Source organism: Chryseobacterium sp. GP-SGM7 (assembly GCF_049166575.1).
GTDB lineage: Bacteria > Bacteroidota > Bacteroidia > Flavobacteriales > Weeksellaceae > Chryseobacterium.
Map to the genome: position 1 here is coordinate 188516 of NZ_JBMHFF010000002.1, position 17161 is coordinate 205676.

At 33.7% G+C, this 17161-nt stretch carries 14 protein-coding genes; 4 read left to right on the forward strand and 10 right to left on the reverse strand.

Annotated features, from left to right (window positions below):
• Positions 1-64 precede the first annotated feature (64 nt).
• From ACOOWA_RS09695 to ACOOWA_RS09715, 5 genes are all read right to left on the reverse strand, one after another.
• Positions 65-421: a four helix bundle protein gene (locus tag ACOOWA_RS09695; protein ID WP_421374900.1), complete on the reverse strand. Its 357-nt coding sequence runs from the start codon at positions 419-421 to the stop codon at positions 65-67.
• Positions 422-469: 48 nt separating this feature from the next.
• Positions 470-748: a co-chaperone GroES gene (locus ACOOWA_RS09700; protein ID WP_047444781.1), complete on the reverse strand. Its 279-nt coding sequence runs from the start codon at positions 746-748 to the stop codon at positions 470-472.
• 484 nt (positions 749-1232) lie between these two features.
• A complete protein-coding gene (locus ACOOWA_RS09705) occupies positions 1233-2432 on the reverse strand; it encodes a cation:dicarboxylate symporter family transporter (RefSeq protein WP_421374901.1) in 1200 nt (399 codons plus the stop codon).
• Positions 2433-2815: 383 nt separating this feature from the next.
• Positions 2816-4084: an MFS transporter gene (locus tag ACOOWA_RS09710; protein ID WP_421374902.1), complete on the reverse strand. Its 1269-nt coding sequence runs from the start codon at positions 4082-4084 to the stop codon at positions 2816-2818.
• An 87-nt stretch (positions 4085-4171) separates the two neighbouring features.
• Positions 4172-6880, reverse strand: coding sequence for a TonB-dependent receptor (locus ACOOWA_RS09715; protein ID WP_421374903.1), 2709 nt, complete (start codon positions 6878-6880; stop codon positions 4172-4174).
• A 265-nt stretch (positions 6881-7145) separates the two neighbouring features.
• Between ACOOWA_RS09715 and ACOOWA_RS09720 the strand changes: the two genes are divergently transcribed.
• The gene (locus ACOOWA_RS09720; RefSeq protein ID WP_421374904.1) at positions 7146-8180 is read left to right on the forward strand and encodes a sensor histidine kinase; all 1035 of its coding nucleotides are present in this window, start codon (positions 7146-7148) and stop codon (positions 8178-8180) included.
• A complete protein-coding gene (locus ACOOWA_RS09725; RefSeq protein ID WP_421374905.1) occupies positions 8173-8880 on the forward strand; it encodes a LytR/AlgR family response regulator transcription factor in 708 nt (235 codons plus the stop codon). Before ACOOWA_RS09720 ends, ACOOWA_RS09725 begins: the two co-directional genes overlap by 8 nt.
• Before the next feature lie 76 nt (positions 8881-8956).
• On the opposite strand, the gene ACOOWA_RS09730 is transcribed toward ACOOWA_RS09725, so the two are convergent.
• Together ACOOWA_RS09730 and ACOOWA_RS09735 are read right to left on the reverse strand one after the other, a co-directional pair.
• Positions 8957-11335 (reverse strand): M1 family metallopeptidase, encoded by a 2379-nt coding sequence (locus ACOOWA_RS09730; protein ID WP_421374906.1) that lies wholly within the window; start codon positions 11333-11335, stop codon positions 8957-8959.
• A gap of 61 nt (positions 11336-11396) precedes the next feature.
• Positions 11397-11975: a HupE/UreJ family protein gene (locus tag ACOOWA_RS09735; RefSeq protein WP_421374907.1), complete on the reverse strand. Its 579-nt coding sequence runs from the start codon at positions 11973-11975 to the stop codon at positions 11397-11399.
• A gap of 67 nt (positions 11976-12042) precedes the next feature.
• Here ACOOWA_RS09735 and ACOOWA_RS09740 point away from each other — a divergent pair, with 67 nt between their 5' ends.
• The gene (locus ACOOWA_RS09740; RefSeq protein WP_421374908.1) at positions 12043-12294 is read left to right on the forward strand and encodes a hypothetical protein; all 252 of its coding nucleotides are present in this window, start codon (positions 12043-12045) and stop codon (positions 12292-12294) included.
• Positions 12295-12568: 274 nt separating this feature from the next.
• The gene (locus tag ACOOWA_RS09745; protein WP_421374909.1) at positions 12569-13066 is read left to right on the forward strand and encodes a DUF6702 family protein; all 498 of its coding nucleotides are present in this window, start codon (positions 12569-12571) and stop codon (positions 13064-13066) included.
• Between the two features lie 172 nt (positions 13067-13238).
• On the opposite strand, the gene ACOOWA_RS09750 is transcribed toward ACOOWA_RS09745, so the two are convergent.
• The 3 genes from ACOOWA_RS09750 to radA all read right to left on the reverse strand — a co-directional run bounded on the left by ACOOWA_RS09750 (position 13239) and on the right by radA (position 16876).
• On the reverse strand, positions 13239-13832 hold the full coding sequence (locus tag ACOOWA_RS09750) for an ACP phosphodiesterase (RefSeq protein ID WP_421374910.1): 594 nt from the start codon (positions 13830-13832) through the stop codon (positions 13239-13241).
• Between the two features lie 83 nt (positions 13833-13915).
• Complete coding sequence (locus ACOOWA_RS09755) at positions 13916-15454, reverse strand: M12 family metallo-peptidase (protein WP_421374911.1); 1539 nt, start codon at positions 15452-15454, stop codon at positions 13916-13918.
• 72 nt (positions 15455-15526) lie between these two features.
• Positions 15527-16876 carry a DNA repair protein RadA gene (gene radA / locus ACOOWA_RS09760; protein WP_421374912.1) on the reverse strand — a complete coding sequence of 450 codons (1350 nt, stop codon included), beginning with the start codon at positions 16874-16876 and terminating at the stop codon, positions 15527-15529.
• Positions 16877-17161: the final 285 nt, after the last annotated feature.

Below are 17161 nucleotides of genomic sequence, written 5' to 3' on the forward strand. Positions count from 1 at the left end.
TTTTGGCGAATTGCTTTTGGCTTTTGGCTTTAGCGATTCGCTGTTTTATTTTATAATTTGATTTTTAATTTCCGTTGAGCCTGTTCCAAAGGGTTACAAGCTTCTTTTTTAGTATTATTAATTCTTCTGAAAGTTGTTGAAAATCGTTTTCAGAAAGATATCCTAAATCTTTAGAAAGAATTAACTGGTTTTCAGCTTCGTTGGATGACCCTAGTGCGATGTTAATGAAATTAGCAAATTCTTTATCTGAATTTCTACCGCTTCCCTCGGAAATATTATATCCGATCGAGGCAAATGATCTTCTGATTTGAGAGGTTATACCGAACAGTTCTTCTTTTGGGAAATCTCTGGTCGATTTATAAATTTTTAAAGTCAGTTGATGACTCAATTGCCAGACTTCAAACTTTTTAAAATCTCTCATTTTGCTATTTTCAACGTTGGAAAGCCATCTGCCAGAAGCAAATAGCTATTAGCCAATTACTCCCAATAAATCTCCTTCTTTTACAATTAAGAAATCTTTTCCGTCTAATTTTAATTCAGAACCTGAATATTTTCCGTAAAGAACTTTGTCACCTACTTTTACAGTTGTTGGCTCATCTACTTTACCAGGACCAACTGCTACTACAGTACCTTCTTGTGGTTTTTCTTTTGCGGTGTCTGGAATAATAATACCTGAAGCTGTTTTAGTTTCTGCAGCAATCGGTTCGATCAAAACTCTGTCTGCTAATGGTTTAAAGTTTACTGACATAATATTTTTATTTTTTAATTATTTCTGTGTTGTAGCTCTCTAAATTTATGCCATTGCTATTAATTGACTGAAATGGCAGATTTTTATTCATAATATGAAATTTTGACACTTTTTTAATTGAGTTCAACATATTTGTAAGTTAAGGTTAAAATATTTAATGATAAATATAAAGTGTTACAACTGGTGTTCAGGTTAAGGTTTTGTAAGAGATATATCAATAATAAAATGTACTATAGTATTAATAGAGCTGGAAAAAATCAATTGCTGTATTTAAATCTACACATATTGAAGCAACGGTAAGATAGTTTTGGTAAGAAAAAAGAACTTGAGAGACGAAATTTGCTTCATTTACGAGTATAATAATTTAATTTTTGAATATAATAATTTGTGAGACTTTCATCTAATGTTCAATTGTTATTATTCTAAAATTAAAAATTAATTTTGGCAGATTTATTTTTATCAGACAGTTTTTATTTGGCAGATTTTATTCTAGATTTTGATTCATCTTAGAAATAATCGCTCCAGAAACCGAAATGCCTATAAAGTTGGTAACGGCTCTGGCTTCATTCATAAAACGGTCGACGCTGTATAGTAACGCAAGATCTGTTAATGGAATTTTTCCAAATCTATTTAACGTGAATATTAAAGCAAGAAATCCTGATCCGGGAACTCCTGAAGCGGTTTTAGATGTTAAGGATATAATAATAAATAGCCAAATATAATCATAAGTTTCCAGATGAATGTTATAAAACTGGATCAAAAAAACAGTGGATACAGAAATATAAATACATGCTCCCGCAAGATTAAACGTGTAGCCCAAAGGAATAATAAAGGTAAGCAGTTTTTTATCGTAACCCTGGCTTTCCATCTTGTCAAAAATCATTGGGAAAGAGGTTTTTGATGCAGATGTTGTGATGACGAGTAAAATTTCTTCTTTTATTTTTATCAGAAAATCCCAAAGATTGATCTTAAAAAAGTGGCATAAACTTCCTAAAATCCCAAAGATAAAAACCAAATCTGCAAGATAAACCGTAGCAACAATTTTGCTCAGCGGTAAAAGTGTGTTGATGCCATACATAGAAATCCCGAACGAGATATTGCAAAAAATAATAACAGGTAAGAGAATGTAAATGTATTTTATTGCTTTATAAAAAAAATTGATTCCTGTGTTTATGGTCTTTAAAAACACCAATCGCTTTGGAGATAAATTCATAAAAACCCCGGTAACTATAGATAACACCAGAAGAATTCCGTGTTTGTTGAAAAGCAAATCTGATGTCCAGGAATGTTCCTCAACCTTGAAATGAGAAGGGAGCTTACTCACTTTAGAAATTTCAATTCCAGTACTGGATCCGGGTTTGAGGACTAGTGCAAATGCAAATCCTAAAATAATGCAAATACTCGTAATGATTAAAAAATACAGAATGGTTTGAAGAACAATTCGGTTAGAGTTTTTGATGTCGGAAATACTGCAGATCCCATAAATTATTGCCCCAAAAATAACCGGAAAAATAAGAATTTCAATGATAGAGAAAAAATACTGACTTACATGACCGAGTTGCAAACCTGTCTGCGGAAAATAATTACCCACCAAAACTCCCGCAATAATCGATACGAAAATATAGAGGGTGAGATTCCTAAGATAGGCATTGGTGAAGGTTTTTTTGTCTTCGGAAACTGTCATTACAATGAAGAGTGTTTTTGTAAAAATACAATTATTTATTGTACTTGAATGCCATAAATTTTGATATACAAATTTTGCTTTTATTAGAAGTGTTTTTACTGATATTTCTGCTGAATTTTATCTTCAAAATTATAATTGGCTTTTTGTATATTTTGGAAGCTCACACTTCTGAAATAAATAAAATCAAAGACTTGATAGAATCAAAATACACTTTTTAGCTTGTTTCTAAACAAAATAAACAACAGCAATCCCATTTTAAAAAAATAAGAAAAAAGTGTAAGTGTTGAACATTCAAAGTATTGCAGAAATTATATACAAAAAACCCTTTAAGGAAGACCTGAAAGGGTTTGAAAGAATGCATGGTATACGTGCGATAACACTCTTTAAATAGTTTTTGTAGCATCAATTTTTAACCACATCAATCCGCTGCATATTGTTATTATACCTATGAAAAATATTGGCAAATTCCAATCTCCGGTTGTTTGAACTAAATATCCGAATCCTAAAGACATTACAGTAGAGCCAATTTGTCCGAACATATGCATACTTCCGCTTATTGCACCTGCATGTTTTCCTCCGATATCTCCTGCAACCGTCCAAGAAACCGGCAATGTGAAATCTTTGAAAAATAATCCGAAAGAAAGTAACACAATGCAAATGATATTACTGTCTGCATAAGAAGCAAAAATCAAACAAATTCCAGCTGTAATAAGCCCTGTAAGAGCAACAGCTCTCCGTCCCCATTTTACACCAATTCGTTTTGAAAGATAATCGGTGAGCCATCCTCCGATTAAACATCCTAAAGCACCTAAAATGAAAGGTAAGGAAATAAGTCCCGCTTGCTTCAAATCAAAATCTCGTCCCTGTCTAAGGAATTTTGGCATCCACGAAAGATAAAAATAGGCGCCGAACATATAAAGAAAATACATAATCATCAATGCCCAAAGATTACTGTTTTTTGCTAATTCTTTGAATGACAATAAAGAATGTGAAGTTTTTATTTTTCTGTTGGCTTCTATTTCCTCGACTTCTTTTTTAGAAATTCCAGGCATTTCTGACGGGTTTTCTCTGAAAAACTTATACCAAACAATTGCCCAAACAAAACCTAGCCCACCGAACGAATAAAATACCCATCTCCAACCGTGGTGTTCCATAATCGGAAGAATAATTAATGGAGCAAGTGCGCCACCTAATCTTGTACACATCCAAACGAAAGATTGTGCTCTGGCTCTACTTTCTGCGGGAAACCATTTGGATAAGGCAATTGCGATATTCGGGAATGCTCCGGCTTCTCCGGAAGCAAAAAGGAAGCGAACGACTAGCAAAATGGTAAATGTTTCTGATAATCCTGTGAAGATTGTGAAAACACTCCACCAGATTACGATGAACAGCAAAACCTTTTTAGCTCCAAATCTGTCACCTAATGTTCCTGCCGGAATTTGAAAAATCCCATACGCTATTGAAAACACTGCATGAAGCCACCCAAATTGAGATTCGGTAAGGTTGAATGTATGGGTAATTCCTTCTTCTGCTACTGAGGCAGCGGTTCTGTCAAGATAAGTGATTATCGCAAGAAAGCATAGAATAAGTAAAACCTGATATCGCTTCTTGAACCAACCGCCTGGTTCTAGCGTTTCTATTTGTGCATTCATAATTTTAATTTTTTAAAAATGCAGATTTTACCTGGCTTTAATAATTATAAGCTCATTGTAAATCTGCATTTTAAACATTTATTTTACTTAGAAGTTCACCTTTACAGAAGTATAATAATAGCTTCCCATAAAACCGAATTGATTTGTAAATCTTGTGTAAGGAGTTTGCCCAACACTTGTAAGTGCAGGTAAATCAATTCTGTCAGGATAGGTATTGAAAACATTGTTTGCCCCAAAAGACCAGCTGATTTTAGAATTTACATTCCAGGTAAGAGATGCATCTGCAATAGTTTTTCCTGCAAATGTTTGATCTTGGATCTCGGTATTTTGTCTCGCAGTTACCGATCCAAATTTGGTAGCTCTTATCATTGCTTCAAACATTTTGAATTTGTAGTTGGCAGATAAAATTAGCTTTTGTCTCGGTTGCGCCACCTCGATAAGACCAATCATATTTCTGTCAATAAAAGTACTTTTATCCCCTGTAAATCCTGCCGGAACTCTGGTTTCTCCTTTCTGTTTAGTCTCGTTGTACATAAATGCTGCTGATAGAGTAAGGGCATTATTGTCATTAAATTTTTCGTTGTAATTTGCTACTATGTCTACACCTTTTGTTCTGGTATCAATCGCATTAGAGAAAAACTGAACGAGCGGATATTGAGATAATCCCAAAACACTACCTCTAAGCTGAGAAGAGATGACAATACGATTTTTAATATCAATCTGGTACGCATCTACAGTCATTAAGAATTTTTTGTTGAAGAGTTGTAATGTAGCCCCCAAATTAAAATCCCAAGAAGTTTCAGCTTTTAAGTTTCCAACCAAATTATTAATTGTAGGATTATCATTTCTTAGGTGAGCGATTGGATAAGCGTCAAAAACATTATTTATAGTTAGCCATTGTGCATCTACATCACTGCTGTAATACAATTGATGTAAAGAAGGTGCTCTAAAGCCTCTGTTGATAGATCCTCTTAAAGAAAATTCTTCGATGACTTTATATCTCGTAGATAATTTCCCGGATAAGTTAGACCCAAAACCGGAATAATTTTCAAATCTACCTGCTAAACCTACCAAAAATTTATCGCTGAAATCTGTTTCTGTATCTACATAAACTCCAACGTTGTTTCTTGTTTTATTAACCTCATTCCCGGGATTGAAACCTTCTCTTCCATTTGCGCCAACATCTGTATTCTGAAGAGATCCTTTTGCCCATGAAGCGTAATCTCCCTGCAGAATTTGGTAACCATCTGTTCTGTATTCTGCACCCATTGCAAGATTTATAGATTTTGCAAAACTTAAATCATCAAAAGTTTTATCAACATCCACATTTATAGAATTTTGCCAGAAAGAAAGTGTTCCTCCGTAGAAGCTTGTTGGTGAGGCTATTCCAAAAGAGGGGTTGACTGTATTATTAGAGAATAGATTTATTTTATTTTTTCCGTACGTATTACTGAAGTCAAGAGACCAGCCTTCTTTATTTGTTTTCTTGATACCTGCTGTCACAGAGCCATCATATAAATTGGCAGGGAAAACCGGCGAATAACCATTTGGATAAATACCAAGTACGGCTCTTTTGGAGTTTACCGGCGGTCTGAAAAACCCATAGGCTGTAATTGCCTTGTAAGTGTACCCTCCGTTTCCGTAAAGTGCCCAGTCGTCTCCCAAAGGAATTTCGGAGTTCAAAAATAAAGTTCCGTTGGTGTTTTTAGCGATCCCGTATTTCGTACCTTTTATTTGTCGGTTAAAATTATGTTCGGCAATCATTTGATTATCTATCGCTTCGTTTGAGTTATAAACTCTTCCGGTAAAAGGCTCTGATCTATCGGTAGGATCATTGTGGTGCATTTGAAGTGTAGTATTCAAAAAACCTCCTTTTTTACCTAAAGGTAAACCAAAGTTTATGCTTTGCTCATAAGTTTTTCCGTCGCCTTCTTTGGTAAGACCAACATGTGCAGAATAAGAACCGCCTTTCGAATTACGTTTTAACTGTACATTGATAACGCCGGCAATTGCATCAGACCCATATTGCGCAGCAGCTCCATCTCTCAAAATTTCTACTCTTTCTATTGCTGCCGTCGGGATAATGTTCAGATCGGTACCTACCGTACCTCTTCCTACCACATTATTTACATTAAGCGCAGCAGATTGATGGCGTCTTTTTCCATTAACCAAAACCAAAGTCTGGTCAGGACCAAGCCCTCTCAAAGTTGCAGGATCTACATAAGAACTCACATTACTAATTCCGAATTTTACAGAATTAAATGAAGGTGCAGAGAAGTGAATCATTTGCCCAAGTTCAGTTTGCCCTGTTTTTTGAATGTCTTTTGCGGAAAACACATCGATAGGAACCGGTCTTTCTACATCAGTTCTGGGTTTTCCTCTAGAGCCAATTACCGTTACAGTTTCTATTTTGTTTTCTCTGACATCGTTGGACTTAAGTGTAAAATTAATAACGGAATCATCTTCAACTATAATGGTTTCATCTGCGAATTCGGATGATTTTACAAGTAATGTTTGTCCTTTGGATGCTTGTATAGAGAATTTTCCTTCAGCATCAGTTGTCGTCGTTGCGCCAGTTTCTTTTACCGTTACCGTTGCACCGGCAACAGGATTTCCGGAACTGTCTGAAACAACACCTGTAACAGGATTTTCTTGAAAATAAACCGAAGAAATTATTGAATTGCTGTGTGGAAACAAAGATTCTGCGTACAAATTTTCAGAAGCGGTTGCAGTGATAAAACAAATTACTGCAACTGAAAGAAGTTTGCGTCTCAAAAAAATAGATTCTTTTTTCATAGTATTTTTCTGTTAATAAAATTATTATATAGTAGATTAATTGTTTAACATTTGGTTAACATTTCAAATATAAAAATTAACAATGCTGGGTATGAAGATTTTCAATCAATTGCAGTTTTTATCAGTAAATGACATTTCGGCATAGAAAAGTTGTTATATTTACAAACGCGAAAAATATATTTTAAGGATGTTTTTGATCATCAATATTGTTGTTATATTATTGATTTTCAGGATTTTATTTGTAGATAAAATTTTGAAAAGGCTAATGAAATACCCTTGGAAGGTCTTATTGTTCAGTCAGCACATTTTATTCTTTATTATCTTCTTTTTCCTTGTTTTTTTTACCCAAAATTTCTATCTGGACTTCCCGGAATTGATTTGGAATATGATTTTTGTCATATTTTTAAGTTTTGGAATCTATTATTTGGTGTACTATTATCTCGTCCCGCTGTTTTATTTATCCAATAAATATCCTGAGTTCATATTATATGCATTAATCTGTTTTTTGGTTTCAACATTATTGAGGATTTTAGTAGAACCGCAGATTTTTAAGATGAATTTTAATGAGGTTTTATCCAACAAGAAGTTTATATATAATGTTTATACCACGCAGGGAATCGTAATTTTGGTTGCCACATTTTTAGGAATTACGAAAGATAAATTCTTAAAAGAACAGGATTTAAAAGAACTCGGGGAAGAAAAAGACCAAATGTATATTGATCTTTTAAAATCCAAATTGAGTCCGCATTTTTTACTTAATACGCTGAATAATATATATGTTAACAGTTTTGTGTCGTCCGATAAAACCTCCAATTCTATTCTTCAGCTTTCCAAGCTGTTGCAGTATATTATCTATGATAGTGGAAAAGAAAAAATAACCGTCAATCAGGAATTTTCTTCTATAAAATCTCTTGCAGAGCTGTATCAATTAAAATACAACAATCAACTCAATATAATTTTTGAAATTGAGAATACCGATGTTTGGGATGTTATCGAGATTCCGCCCTCTGTTTTTCTCACACTTTTCGAGAATTCTTTGAAACATTCATCCATTGGGATTGCTGATAAAAGTTTTGTAAAACTATCTTGCAAACTGCAGGATTATGAGATGATTCTGGAAATTGATAATTCGGTTGCAGAAAACAAGAATTTTACTTTGGATGAAGCCTATCACGGACTTGGAAACGTCGCTATCAAAGGGATTTTAGACAAATTTTATCCCAAAAGATATAATTTATTTTCCGGAAATCAAGCAGACGAAAAATATAAAACCATTTTGAAAATAAAATATTATGAGTAATCTCACGATTGTAAGTATTGATGATGAATTTCCGGCTTTGCAGCTGGTGAAACATTACTGCACGAAAATTGAAGGTATTGAGCTCTTAAAAACATTTCAAAATCCCAAAGAAGCATTAGAATATTTGAAAAAAAACGAAGTAGATCTTGTGATTTTGGATATCAATATGCCTTTTATTAACGGGATTGAGCTTTTGCAGAGTCTTCCGCACAAACCGTTGTGCATTTTTCTTACATTAGAAACGCAGCATGCTGTAAAAGCCTTTGAATTAGATGTTCTTCATTATATGGTAAAACCAGTTGATTTTGAAACTTTTGAGAAGGCGATCAATAAAGCCAAAGACTTTTTCAGATTCAAAAATTCTGCACAGGAAAAAGCGCAGGAAGATTTTATTATGTTCAAATCCAATTACGTGATCAATAAAGTGTTGTTGAAAGACATTCTTTGGGTAGAAGGTTTTGGCGAATATATTGTTTTGGTGACGACTTTTAAAAAATATATGATTCTTGATAGAATGACCAATTTTGAAAAGAAATTTCAGAATTTTGGCTTCATCAGAATTCATAAATCTTACATAGTTTTAAAAGATAAAATTGAATCTTATGATGCTAATAACGTTTTTCTTTCAGATTCTAATAAACTTCCGTTAGGAAGAACGTATAAAAAAATATTAAGCCAGAATTTTCTTAATCAAAATTAGTTTCATAAAAAAATCAGTTCAAAAAAAATTGAACTGATTTTTTAAAAATGTTGAACGTATTAATAAGAACAAATTTTTATTTTTTCATTTCTGATGCCTGCATCGGATTCACTTTTCCGTTCGCACCGCCCCTTACTGCTGCTTTTTGTTTCTCTTTAAACACCTGAAATTTCGAAGTTTCAGATGAGCCAGAATCACTGCTCCAAAAGTTATTTGAAGTGTCAATATCTGCCGTTTCTTTCATCGGATCGAGCTGAATAGATTTTAATTTTTTGTCGAAATAAAAAGTTTTAGACACTTTCTTTTCATTTTGTCTCCAGATTTGTGCAGAAGATTTATCTTTTAATTTTGAACCGTCTTCGAAGGTAAATTCTAAAATAACCGGCATTGCCAAACCTCCTTTATTCACGAAATCGATTTGATAAGCATTGATATTTTTCAGTTTTTCCTGGTCTTTTTTGTCTAAAGCAGAGTTTGCTTCTGCATTCAAAGTATATTCTTTATCGGTATCAATTTTCTCCTGACCTCTGTCGTAACGGTAATAAAAATCCTGAAGGTTTTTATCTTTTTCTACCTCAAAAGTAATGGTTTTATCTTCTTTGTTTCTGATTTTCGATATATCTACAAACTCATTCTGCAGAGGTTTATCAACTTTATATTTTGTGTCGTTTGAAGAAGCTGTAACCTCAAAATCAGGATTTGCAACGGTTACTTTATCGATGGCAATATCTACAGGATCTGTTCCGTAAAACCAGCCTCTCCAAAACCAGTCAAGATCTTCTCCGCTTGCATCTTCCATAGTTCTGAAAAAATCTGCCGGTTCGGGATGCTTAAATGCCCATCTTTTAGAATATGTTTTAAAAGCTTTGTCGAAAAGCTCTCTTCCCATAATGGTTTCACGGAGAATGTTTAATCCTGTTGCAGGTTTTGCATATGCATTCGGGCCAAACTGAATAATATTTTCAGAATTACTCATAATCGGTTCCAACTGGTCTTTCGGAAGTTTCATATAATCAACAATCGTCCAGGCAGGGCCACGTTTTGAGGGGAATTTATTATCCCATTTTTCTTCCGTTAAATATTCTGTAAATGTATTTAAACCTTCGTCCATCCAGCTCCATTGCCTTTCGTCTGAATTGATAATCATCGGGAAAAAATTGTGTCCCACTTCATGAATAATTACTCCGATCATTCCGTTTTTTACACCTTCAGAATAGGTTCCGTCTTTTTCTGTTCTTCCAAAATTAAAACAAATCATCGGATATTCCATTCCGTTGGAAGCTTCCACAGACTGCGCCACAGGATAAGGATAAGGAATTGTAAATTCTGAGTACGTTTTTATTGTATGTGCAACGGCTTTTGTAGAGAATTTTCTATATAAACCATAGGCTTCTTTAGGATAGAAACTCATCGCCATTACTTTATTGTTGTTTTCAGGAATGGTAACGCCCATTGCATCCCAAACGAATTTTCTTGAAGCCGTCCATGCAAAATCTCTTACATCTTTTGCTTCAAAAACCCACGTCTTTCTCTGTTTTGAATGATTTTTTTCTGCTTTTTTAGCTTCATCCAACGTCACGATTTCTACAGGCTCACTTGAAGTCTGTGCTTTTTTATACCGTGCAAATTGGTCTGAACTTAAAACCTGCTCGTAATTTTTACATTCGCCGGTTCCGCCAATGATATGATCTGCCGGAACGTTCATCGAAACTTTATAATTTCCGAAAACCAAAGCAAATTCACCTCTTCCCGTAAACTGATGATTCTGCCATCCCTGAAAGTCGCTGTAAACACACATTCTAGGAAACCATTGTGTAATTGTATACAGATCGTTTCCGTCTTCTGCAAAATTTTCATAACCACCACGACCACCCATCTTTATACGATTTGGAATATTGTAATTCCAATCGATTTTAAAAATGAATTTTTCACCTTTTTTTAAGACTTTAGGCAAATCTATACGCATCATTGTTTTGTTGACGGTGTATTTCAAAGGATTTCCTGAAATGTCGGTTACTTTTTCTAAATTAACTCCGTAACCGTTGTCTTTCACAGGCAGTTCTGAAACTTTTAATTGCTGATCATTCAAAGATTTGGGCAGGGTAGAAGAGAACTGATAATCTGCTTTTTTTACCGTTGACTGCTGGTTTTCATCCAACTGAAGCCAGATATAATCCAGATCATCCGGAGAATTATTGTGATAAGTTACGGTTTCCGATCCTTTTAAATTTCTTTTATCTTCATCTAAATAAGCGGTAATATCATAATCGGCTCTGTTTTGCCAGTACGCCTGTCCCGGAGCACCCGAAGCTGTTCTGTAAACATTTGGTGTAGGCAAAATTGTTCCCAACTGCTCAAATCTGTTTCCGTGGTTACTCCCCGGATTGTTCTGAATGTTTTGGGCAAAAGCACTGGTGAAGAATACTATTGAAAGTGCAGAAATTGTAAATTTCATTTCGGATATTTTAATAATGTTCAAAGATAATAATAAGATGCTGAAAAATAGATAAAAACGGCTAGAAAGGTAAACGCTCTAAAGTCATTTTTAAAGCCAACGCAAAAACTCCCGATGATACAAAGAGAATCCAGTCTTTTTTGTTGACTTTAAATATATTTAAAAGAATAAATAATAAAACTAAAATAATGATAACAATTACAATCTGGCCGACTTCCAAACCAATATTAAAACCTAAAAGCGGAACGGCGATGCTCTGGCTTTTCGCAATCATGACTCTTGCAGTATTGGCAAAACCTAATCCGTGAATCAATCCGAAAAATAAGGCTAAATAGTAATTGGTCTTATTTTGCGACTGCTTTTTATTTTTTAGTAAAATATTTCCCAATGCAGTTAAAACAATTGTCAAAGGAATCAAAAATTCAACCCAAGCTGAAGGAACTCTTACAATATCTAATATGCTCAACGCCAAAGTAACAGAATGTCCGATGGTAAAAGCCGTGACCAAAACCAAAATTTTCTTCCAGTCGGAGTAAGAATAAATCGCAATTAAAGCCAATACAAAAAGTTGATGATCGAGTGCGTCTAATGAAATAATGTGTTCCCAGCCTAGGTTTAAGTAAAATAGAAAATCCTGCATTTTTGATATTTAATTTGGAAATGCGATGATACAAAATTTATTTTAACTTTGTTGAAAATTCAACGTCATGATTGTTAATATAGAACTGGAAAATTCTGAAGATTTTGTATTCATTAAACAACTTTTAGAGAAAATAAAAGGGATGAAATCGGTCTCTTTGCAGAAAGAAGAGTATGAAATGATCGAAGGAGTTCCTACTCATGTTTATGAAGCGATTGAAGAATATGGTAAATCTTTGAAAGAAGAAGATATGATTTCTCAGAAGGTTTTTTTAAAATTTATTGACGAGGAAATATGCAGGTTGAATTCTCAGAAGTAGCCAAACAAACATTAGCGGAAAATATTCAATTTCTAAGAAAAATGTGGACGAATCGAGAAGTCATAAATTTCTTGCAAGATGTGAAAAAAGTTACTGTTGAACTTAAAAACAGAAATTACAACCAGTTTCAGAACACATTAAATTTTACTAGGAGTGTACTCATCGGCAAAAAGCATTTCAGAATGTACTTCCAACAAGAAAATGAAAACCAAATAAAAGTTCTGTTATTCTTTGATATGAGACAAAATCCCGAAAAAATTATTGACTTACTAAAATGAAAAAACTATTTGTCTTTTTTATTTCCTTGATGTTTATATTCTCATTCAGTGGAAAACATCCTTATCACGTTGGTTCGGTAGACATCAATTACAATTCAAAATCTAAAAACTTTGAGATTACAGGACGTTTTTTTCTTGATGATTTAGAGAACGGATTGTCGAAAAAATACGGAAAGCCTTTTCATTTTAATGATGCAAAATATAAAGTTCAGCTGAATGAAGCACTGAAAAACTATACCGAAGAATATTTCAAACTGAAAACCAATAATCAGTTTTTAAAAGTAAATTACATAGGTTATGAAGAAGATAATGAATCTGTGAATGTTTACCTTGAATCTGAATCTGTGTTAAATCCGAAAAAAATAGAAGCTGCGGTAAGTTTTCTATATAATTTGTTTGATGATCAGATCAATATTGTCCATATTACCGTTAACGGAGATCGTAAAAGTGAAAAACTGACGTATCCTAATCGGTATTTATATCAGCAGTTTTAAATTACGTGTTGTGCATTTACAAATTTGTTTTCCTTTGCGATAAAATAAACGCAAGGTTAAACGAAAGAAACTCCAAAACTATGCTGAACTAAGTAAAACAAGGGTACTTCGTTTATCAAAGAAATACAAGTAATTGATTTTTACTTTATTTAATATTTCCCCCTTAAATAAATTATCTTTCTGAATGTAAAAGCGCATTTTCTGCTTCTGCATGAGCTAATAAATCAGGAAAAAAGTCATCATAACATTTCTGCAAAAAATCTTTATTATCTAAAAATACTTCAAAAACAGGAATGTTTTTGTCTAAATATTTCGCCTTATTCAACACGTTTTTCATACTGAAACCAATGCTTCGGTCTGTCCGGTAATTATAAAGCCAATCTTCAGCTTCCATTCTGGAAAGCATGAGCCTGAAGTTTTCAGGGAAAAACCTGATGTTTTGATTTAAAACCCGATAAACTCTCTGAGAATGGTTTTTCCAGCCTTTTAAGGAGTTTAAAGTAAGATCATTTGCCAAAAAATAATCCATCGAAACATCTACAAAAGCTCCTGCATACAATCTCACAAGCGGACTGAAAACTTTTTTTGCCTCATGAATTGCAGGATGAGAATCGGTAAATGTATCAATCGCTCTGTGCATTGTGATTCCGTCCTGAATATCTTTCGGAAAAGAAAAACGCTCTTTATTTCGGATGTGATCTTCTAAAAATTGTCCGACAATTTGTCCGTCGGAAAAAGAAAGAAAAGTGTGAGCGAGATAGTTCATATTACAACTTAAAATTTAAAACAGAAAACCTCCAAAAATATAATTTAAGGAGGATTAATTTACAATTTTAAAATTAGATATTTTTATTTTTTAATGAACTTTTTGGTAGCAATTAATGAATTTCCGTCTGAGTATACACTTATAAAATATTCTCCCGCAGGAATTCCTGTAAGATTAATTGTTTTTTTATCTGTGGTTAAAATAACCTGCCCTAAAACATTGATAACTTTGAAAATATGTGCTTCATCATTTTTAATCCAAATGTTAATTTCGTCTTTTGCGGGATTTGGAAAAACGGTAAAATCTTTTACATCTGTGTTTTTAATTTCAACAGTACCTAAATTTGCAGTTGGCATAAATTGAGATACGACACAGGCAAAACGAGCAAAACCAAAAGCTTCATTGGAAGGGTTAGGATTTCCGATAGCTATTCCTGTTGGTTCGGAATTGTAGTTTACAGCAGGATTTGCCCATCTGTTGATTCTCGTACACGAAATTCCGGAGTTGACACATTCATCATTATAAGCCATAATCGTTCTCCATCTTTGCGAATTTGTGCTGGAAGTTCCCAAACTTATCGCAGTCTGATTGGTATAGCCGTGATGATTTTCACATGGTGTTGTGCTTGTAGAGACAAACCAATCGTGATTTAAGCCCATATTGTGGCCCATTTCGTGTGCTAAACTGTAATTTGAAACTACGCAGTTAAATAAAGTTACTGTAAAAGCACTGTTTGCAGTATAATTGGTAGGGTTTGTATTTAAATAGCCTAATCCGCAAGTGTTTGTAGGAGTAGCTGTTACCAAAGCGCAGAGATCTGCTCCATATGTGGTTCTTAATGTCTGAACGACATCCAAAAATCCGTCATTGGCTGTTCTGAATCTTGAAAGATCGGTAGAAATATTTCCAGATTCTGTATAATTTATTTCACCTGAATAAACCAGATTTATTGTGGTGTTTGAAACTCCTGAATTTATTAAAGCCGTGTTAAAATTGGTAATAGAAGTTGCTGCAAAAGAATTACTCTGTGCAACACCTCCCCATGCTGCTCTGGCTGCAGAAGTATATACGATCAAAACGTCAATTGTTGTTGCGGGACAAACTGCTGTAGCTTGCAAACAAACATTAGGATTTACCTTTTGTGAAGCCGAAGAATTATTCAAAACAAAATCTGTTGCTGAATCTTTACTGATTAATGCGGCTTCACTTACTGTAGAGACTGCAAATAAATTGTTTTCAAGCTGATGGAAAATTACTTTTTCACCTAAAACAGAAGTGTACATTCCTGTGATTGCATTTCCGGCTTTAGACAAAACCAATTCAGATTTTGGTTCATTTTCAATGTTGAAAACTGAAGATTCAGCTTTGTTGGTATACAAAAAAGATTTAGAAAATTTAGCTTTAATAATTCTGCTGCTTGGTAAAATAATTTCAAAATCAGATTTTAAATCAAATGAAGATTGAGTATAATATTTAGTAAGAATATATGTCGCAGATAAAGTTTTATCAAGCTTTTGTTGCTCACTTAAATTATTTTCACTGATTGTATTTTGAAATACCCTGTTTTGAGCAAAAATGACGATACTGCAAAACAGTACGAAAAAGGTAATTTTAATTTTCATAATCATTTGAAGTTAAAAGTTTTGTGGTGTAAATATAATATTTTAATGAATTGTTTTCATAATTATATTTAATTAAAAAAGTCTCTCATGAAAATCCTCAACTTTGCTCACTTCTTCAATTTTGATTCCGAATTTTTTCTTTGGAAGTTTATTTAAATTAGAAATAAAAATCGTCTCATAACCCAACTTTTCAGCTTCGGTAATTCTCTGTTCGGCTTGTGCAATCGGACGAATTTCTCCGCTCAGACCAATTTCTCCCGCAAAACAAAAATGTTCAGAAATAGCAATATCTTCATTGGACGAAAGAATGGATGCTACAACAGCCAGATCTAAAGCCGGATCATCCGTTTTAATTCCGCCTGTAATATTGAGGAAAACGTCTTTTGCTCCCAACTGAAAACCTGCTCTTTTTTCTAAAACAGCCAAAAGCATATTTAATCTTTTTGAGTCAAAACCAGTGCAGCTTCTTTGTGGAGTTCCATAAACTGCGGTACTTACCAATGCTTGAATTTCTAACAACATCGGTCGGTTTCCTTCCAACGTTACGGCAACTGAATTTCCTGAAAGTTCTTCAGATTTTTTAGTAATTAAAATTTCGGATGGATTTTTTATTTCCTTTAAACCCTGTGAAACCATTTCATAAATTCCAATTTCAGAAGTAGATCCGAAACGGTTTTTATTGGCTCTCAACAGTCGGAAAAGGTGATTTCTGTCTCCGTCAAAATTTAAGACAACGTCCACCATGTGTTCCAAAACTTTCGGGCCGGCAATTTGTCCGTCTTTGGTGATGTGACCCACCAAAAATACGGGAACATTATTTTCTTTGGCGTATTTAATAATTTCATTCGAGCATTCACGAATTTGTGAAACCGTTCCGGGTGAACTTTCAATTAACTGTGACTGCAATGTCTGAATAGAATCAATAATGACAAAATCCGGTTCTAATTTTTTAGCTTCATGAAGAATTTTTTCTAATGAAGTTTCGGTATAAAGAAAACAGTTCGGATTTTTAATTTCAGCCAAACGGTCGGCTCTCATTTTAATTTGCGACGCACTTTCTTCTCCCGACACGTAAAATATTCTTTTCTTCATTTTCAAGGCAAGTTGAAGAAGTAATGTAGACTTTCCGATTCCCGGTTCACCACCGATTAAAGTGACAGATCCTAAGACAATTCCGCCTCCTAAAACTCTATTAAGTTCGTCAGACGGAGTTTTTATTCTCGGTTCTTCAATTGCTTCAACTTCGATAATGTTGATGACGTGTTGTTTTGATTTTGAAAATGGTGGAGTTTTAGATGAGGTTTTTTCTACGACTTCTTCCACTAAAGTATTCCATTCGAGACAGTTTTTACATTGCCCGGTCCATTGAGGATATTGCGAACCACAGTTTTGACAGAAATATGCTGTTTTAAGTTTTGCCATACTGCGAAGTTGAAGATTTTTTTTGAAATTTTCTTAATTTTAATATATGAAAAATGTTTTGCTGAAAAGTTTGGGGATTTTTATTGTAATGAGCCTTTTGAATGCTCAATTTACAGAATGGACTTTACAACAAACGCATCTTCCTGTTGGAAATTACGGAATGTTACCTATTTTAATCATTATAGAATGTGCAATAGTTTCAGTTGTAGGATTTGTAACGGTCTTGATTTTTAAAAAGCATTATAATTCAATATTCAGAATTGCCATGTTATTTGAAATTCTCTA

Coding starts and splice junctions, on each gene's coding strand:
- ACOOWA_RS09695 (WP_421374900.1), bottom strand. CDS start 421: ATGAGAGATTTTAAAAAGTTTGAAGTCTGGCAATTGAGTCATCAACTG.
- ACOOWA_RS09700 (WP_047444781.1), bottom strand. CDS start 748: ATGTCAGTAAACTTTAAACCATTAGCAGACAGAGTTTTGATCGAACCG.
- ACOOWA_RS09705 (WP_421374901.1), bottom strand. CDS start 2,432: ATGACAGTTTCCGAAGACAAAAAAACCTTCACCAATGCCTATCTTAGG.
- ACOOWA_RS09710 (WP_421374902.1), bottom strand. CDS start 4,084: ATGAATGCACAAATAGAAACGCTAGAACCAGGCGGTTGGTTCAAGAAG.
- ACOOWA_RS09715 (WP_421374903.1), bottom strand. CDS start 6,880: ATGAAAAAAGAATCTATTTTTTTGAGACGCAAACTTCTTTCAGTTGCA.
- ACOOWA_RS09720 (WP_421374904.1), top strand. CDS start 7,146: ATGAAATACCCTTGGAAGGTCTTATTGTTCAGTCAGCACATTTTATTC.
- ACOOWA_RS09725 (WP_421374905.1), top strand. CDS start 8,173: ATGAGTAATCTCACGATTGTAAGTATTGATGATGAATTTCCGGCTTTG.
- ACOOWA_RS09730 (WP_421374906.1), bottom strand. CDS start 11,335: ATGAAATTTACAATTTCTGCACTTTCAATAGTATTCTTCACCAGTGCT.
- ACOOWA_RS09735 (WP_421374907.1), bottom strand. CDS start 11,975: ATGCAGGATTTTCTATTTTACTTAAACCTAGGCTGGGAACACATTATT.
- ACOOWA_RS09740 (WP_421374908.1), top strand. CDS start 12,043: ATGATTGTTAATATAGAACTGGAAAATTCTGAAGATTTTGTATTCATT.
- ACOOWA_RS09745 (WP_421374909.1), top strand. CDS start 12,569: ATGAAAAAACTATTTGTCTTTTTTATTTCCTTGATGTTTATATTCTCA.
- ACOOWA_RS09750 (WP_421374910.1), bottom strand. CDS start 13,832: ATGAACTATCTCGCTCACACTTTTCTTTCTTTTTCCGACGGACAAATT.
- ACOOWA_RS09755 (WP_421374911.1), bottom strand. CDS start 15,454: ATGAAAATTAAAATTACCTTTTTCGTACTGTTTTGCAGTATCGTCATT.
- radA (WP_421374912.1), bottom strand. CDS start 16,876: ATGGCAAAACTTAAAACAGCATATTTCTGTCAAAACTGTGGTTCGCAA.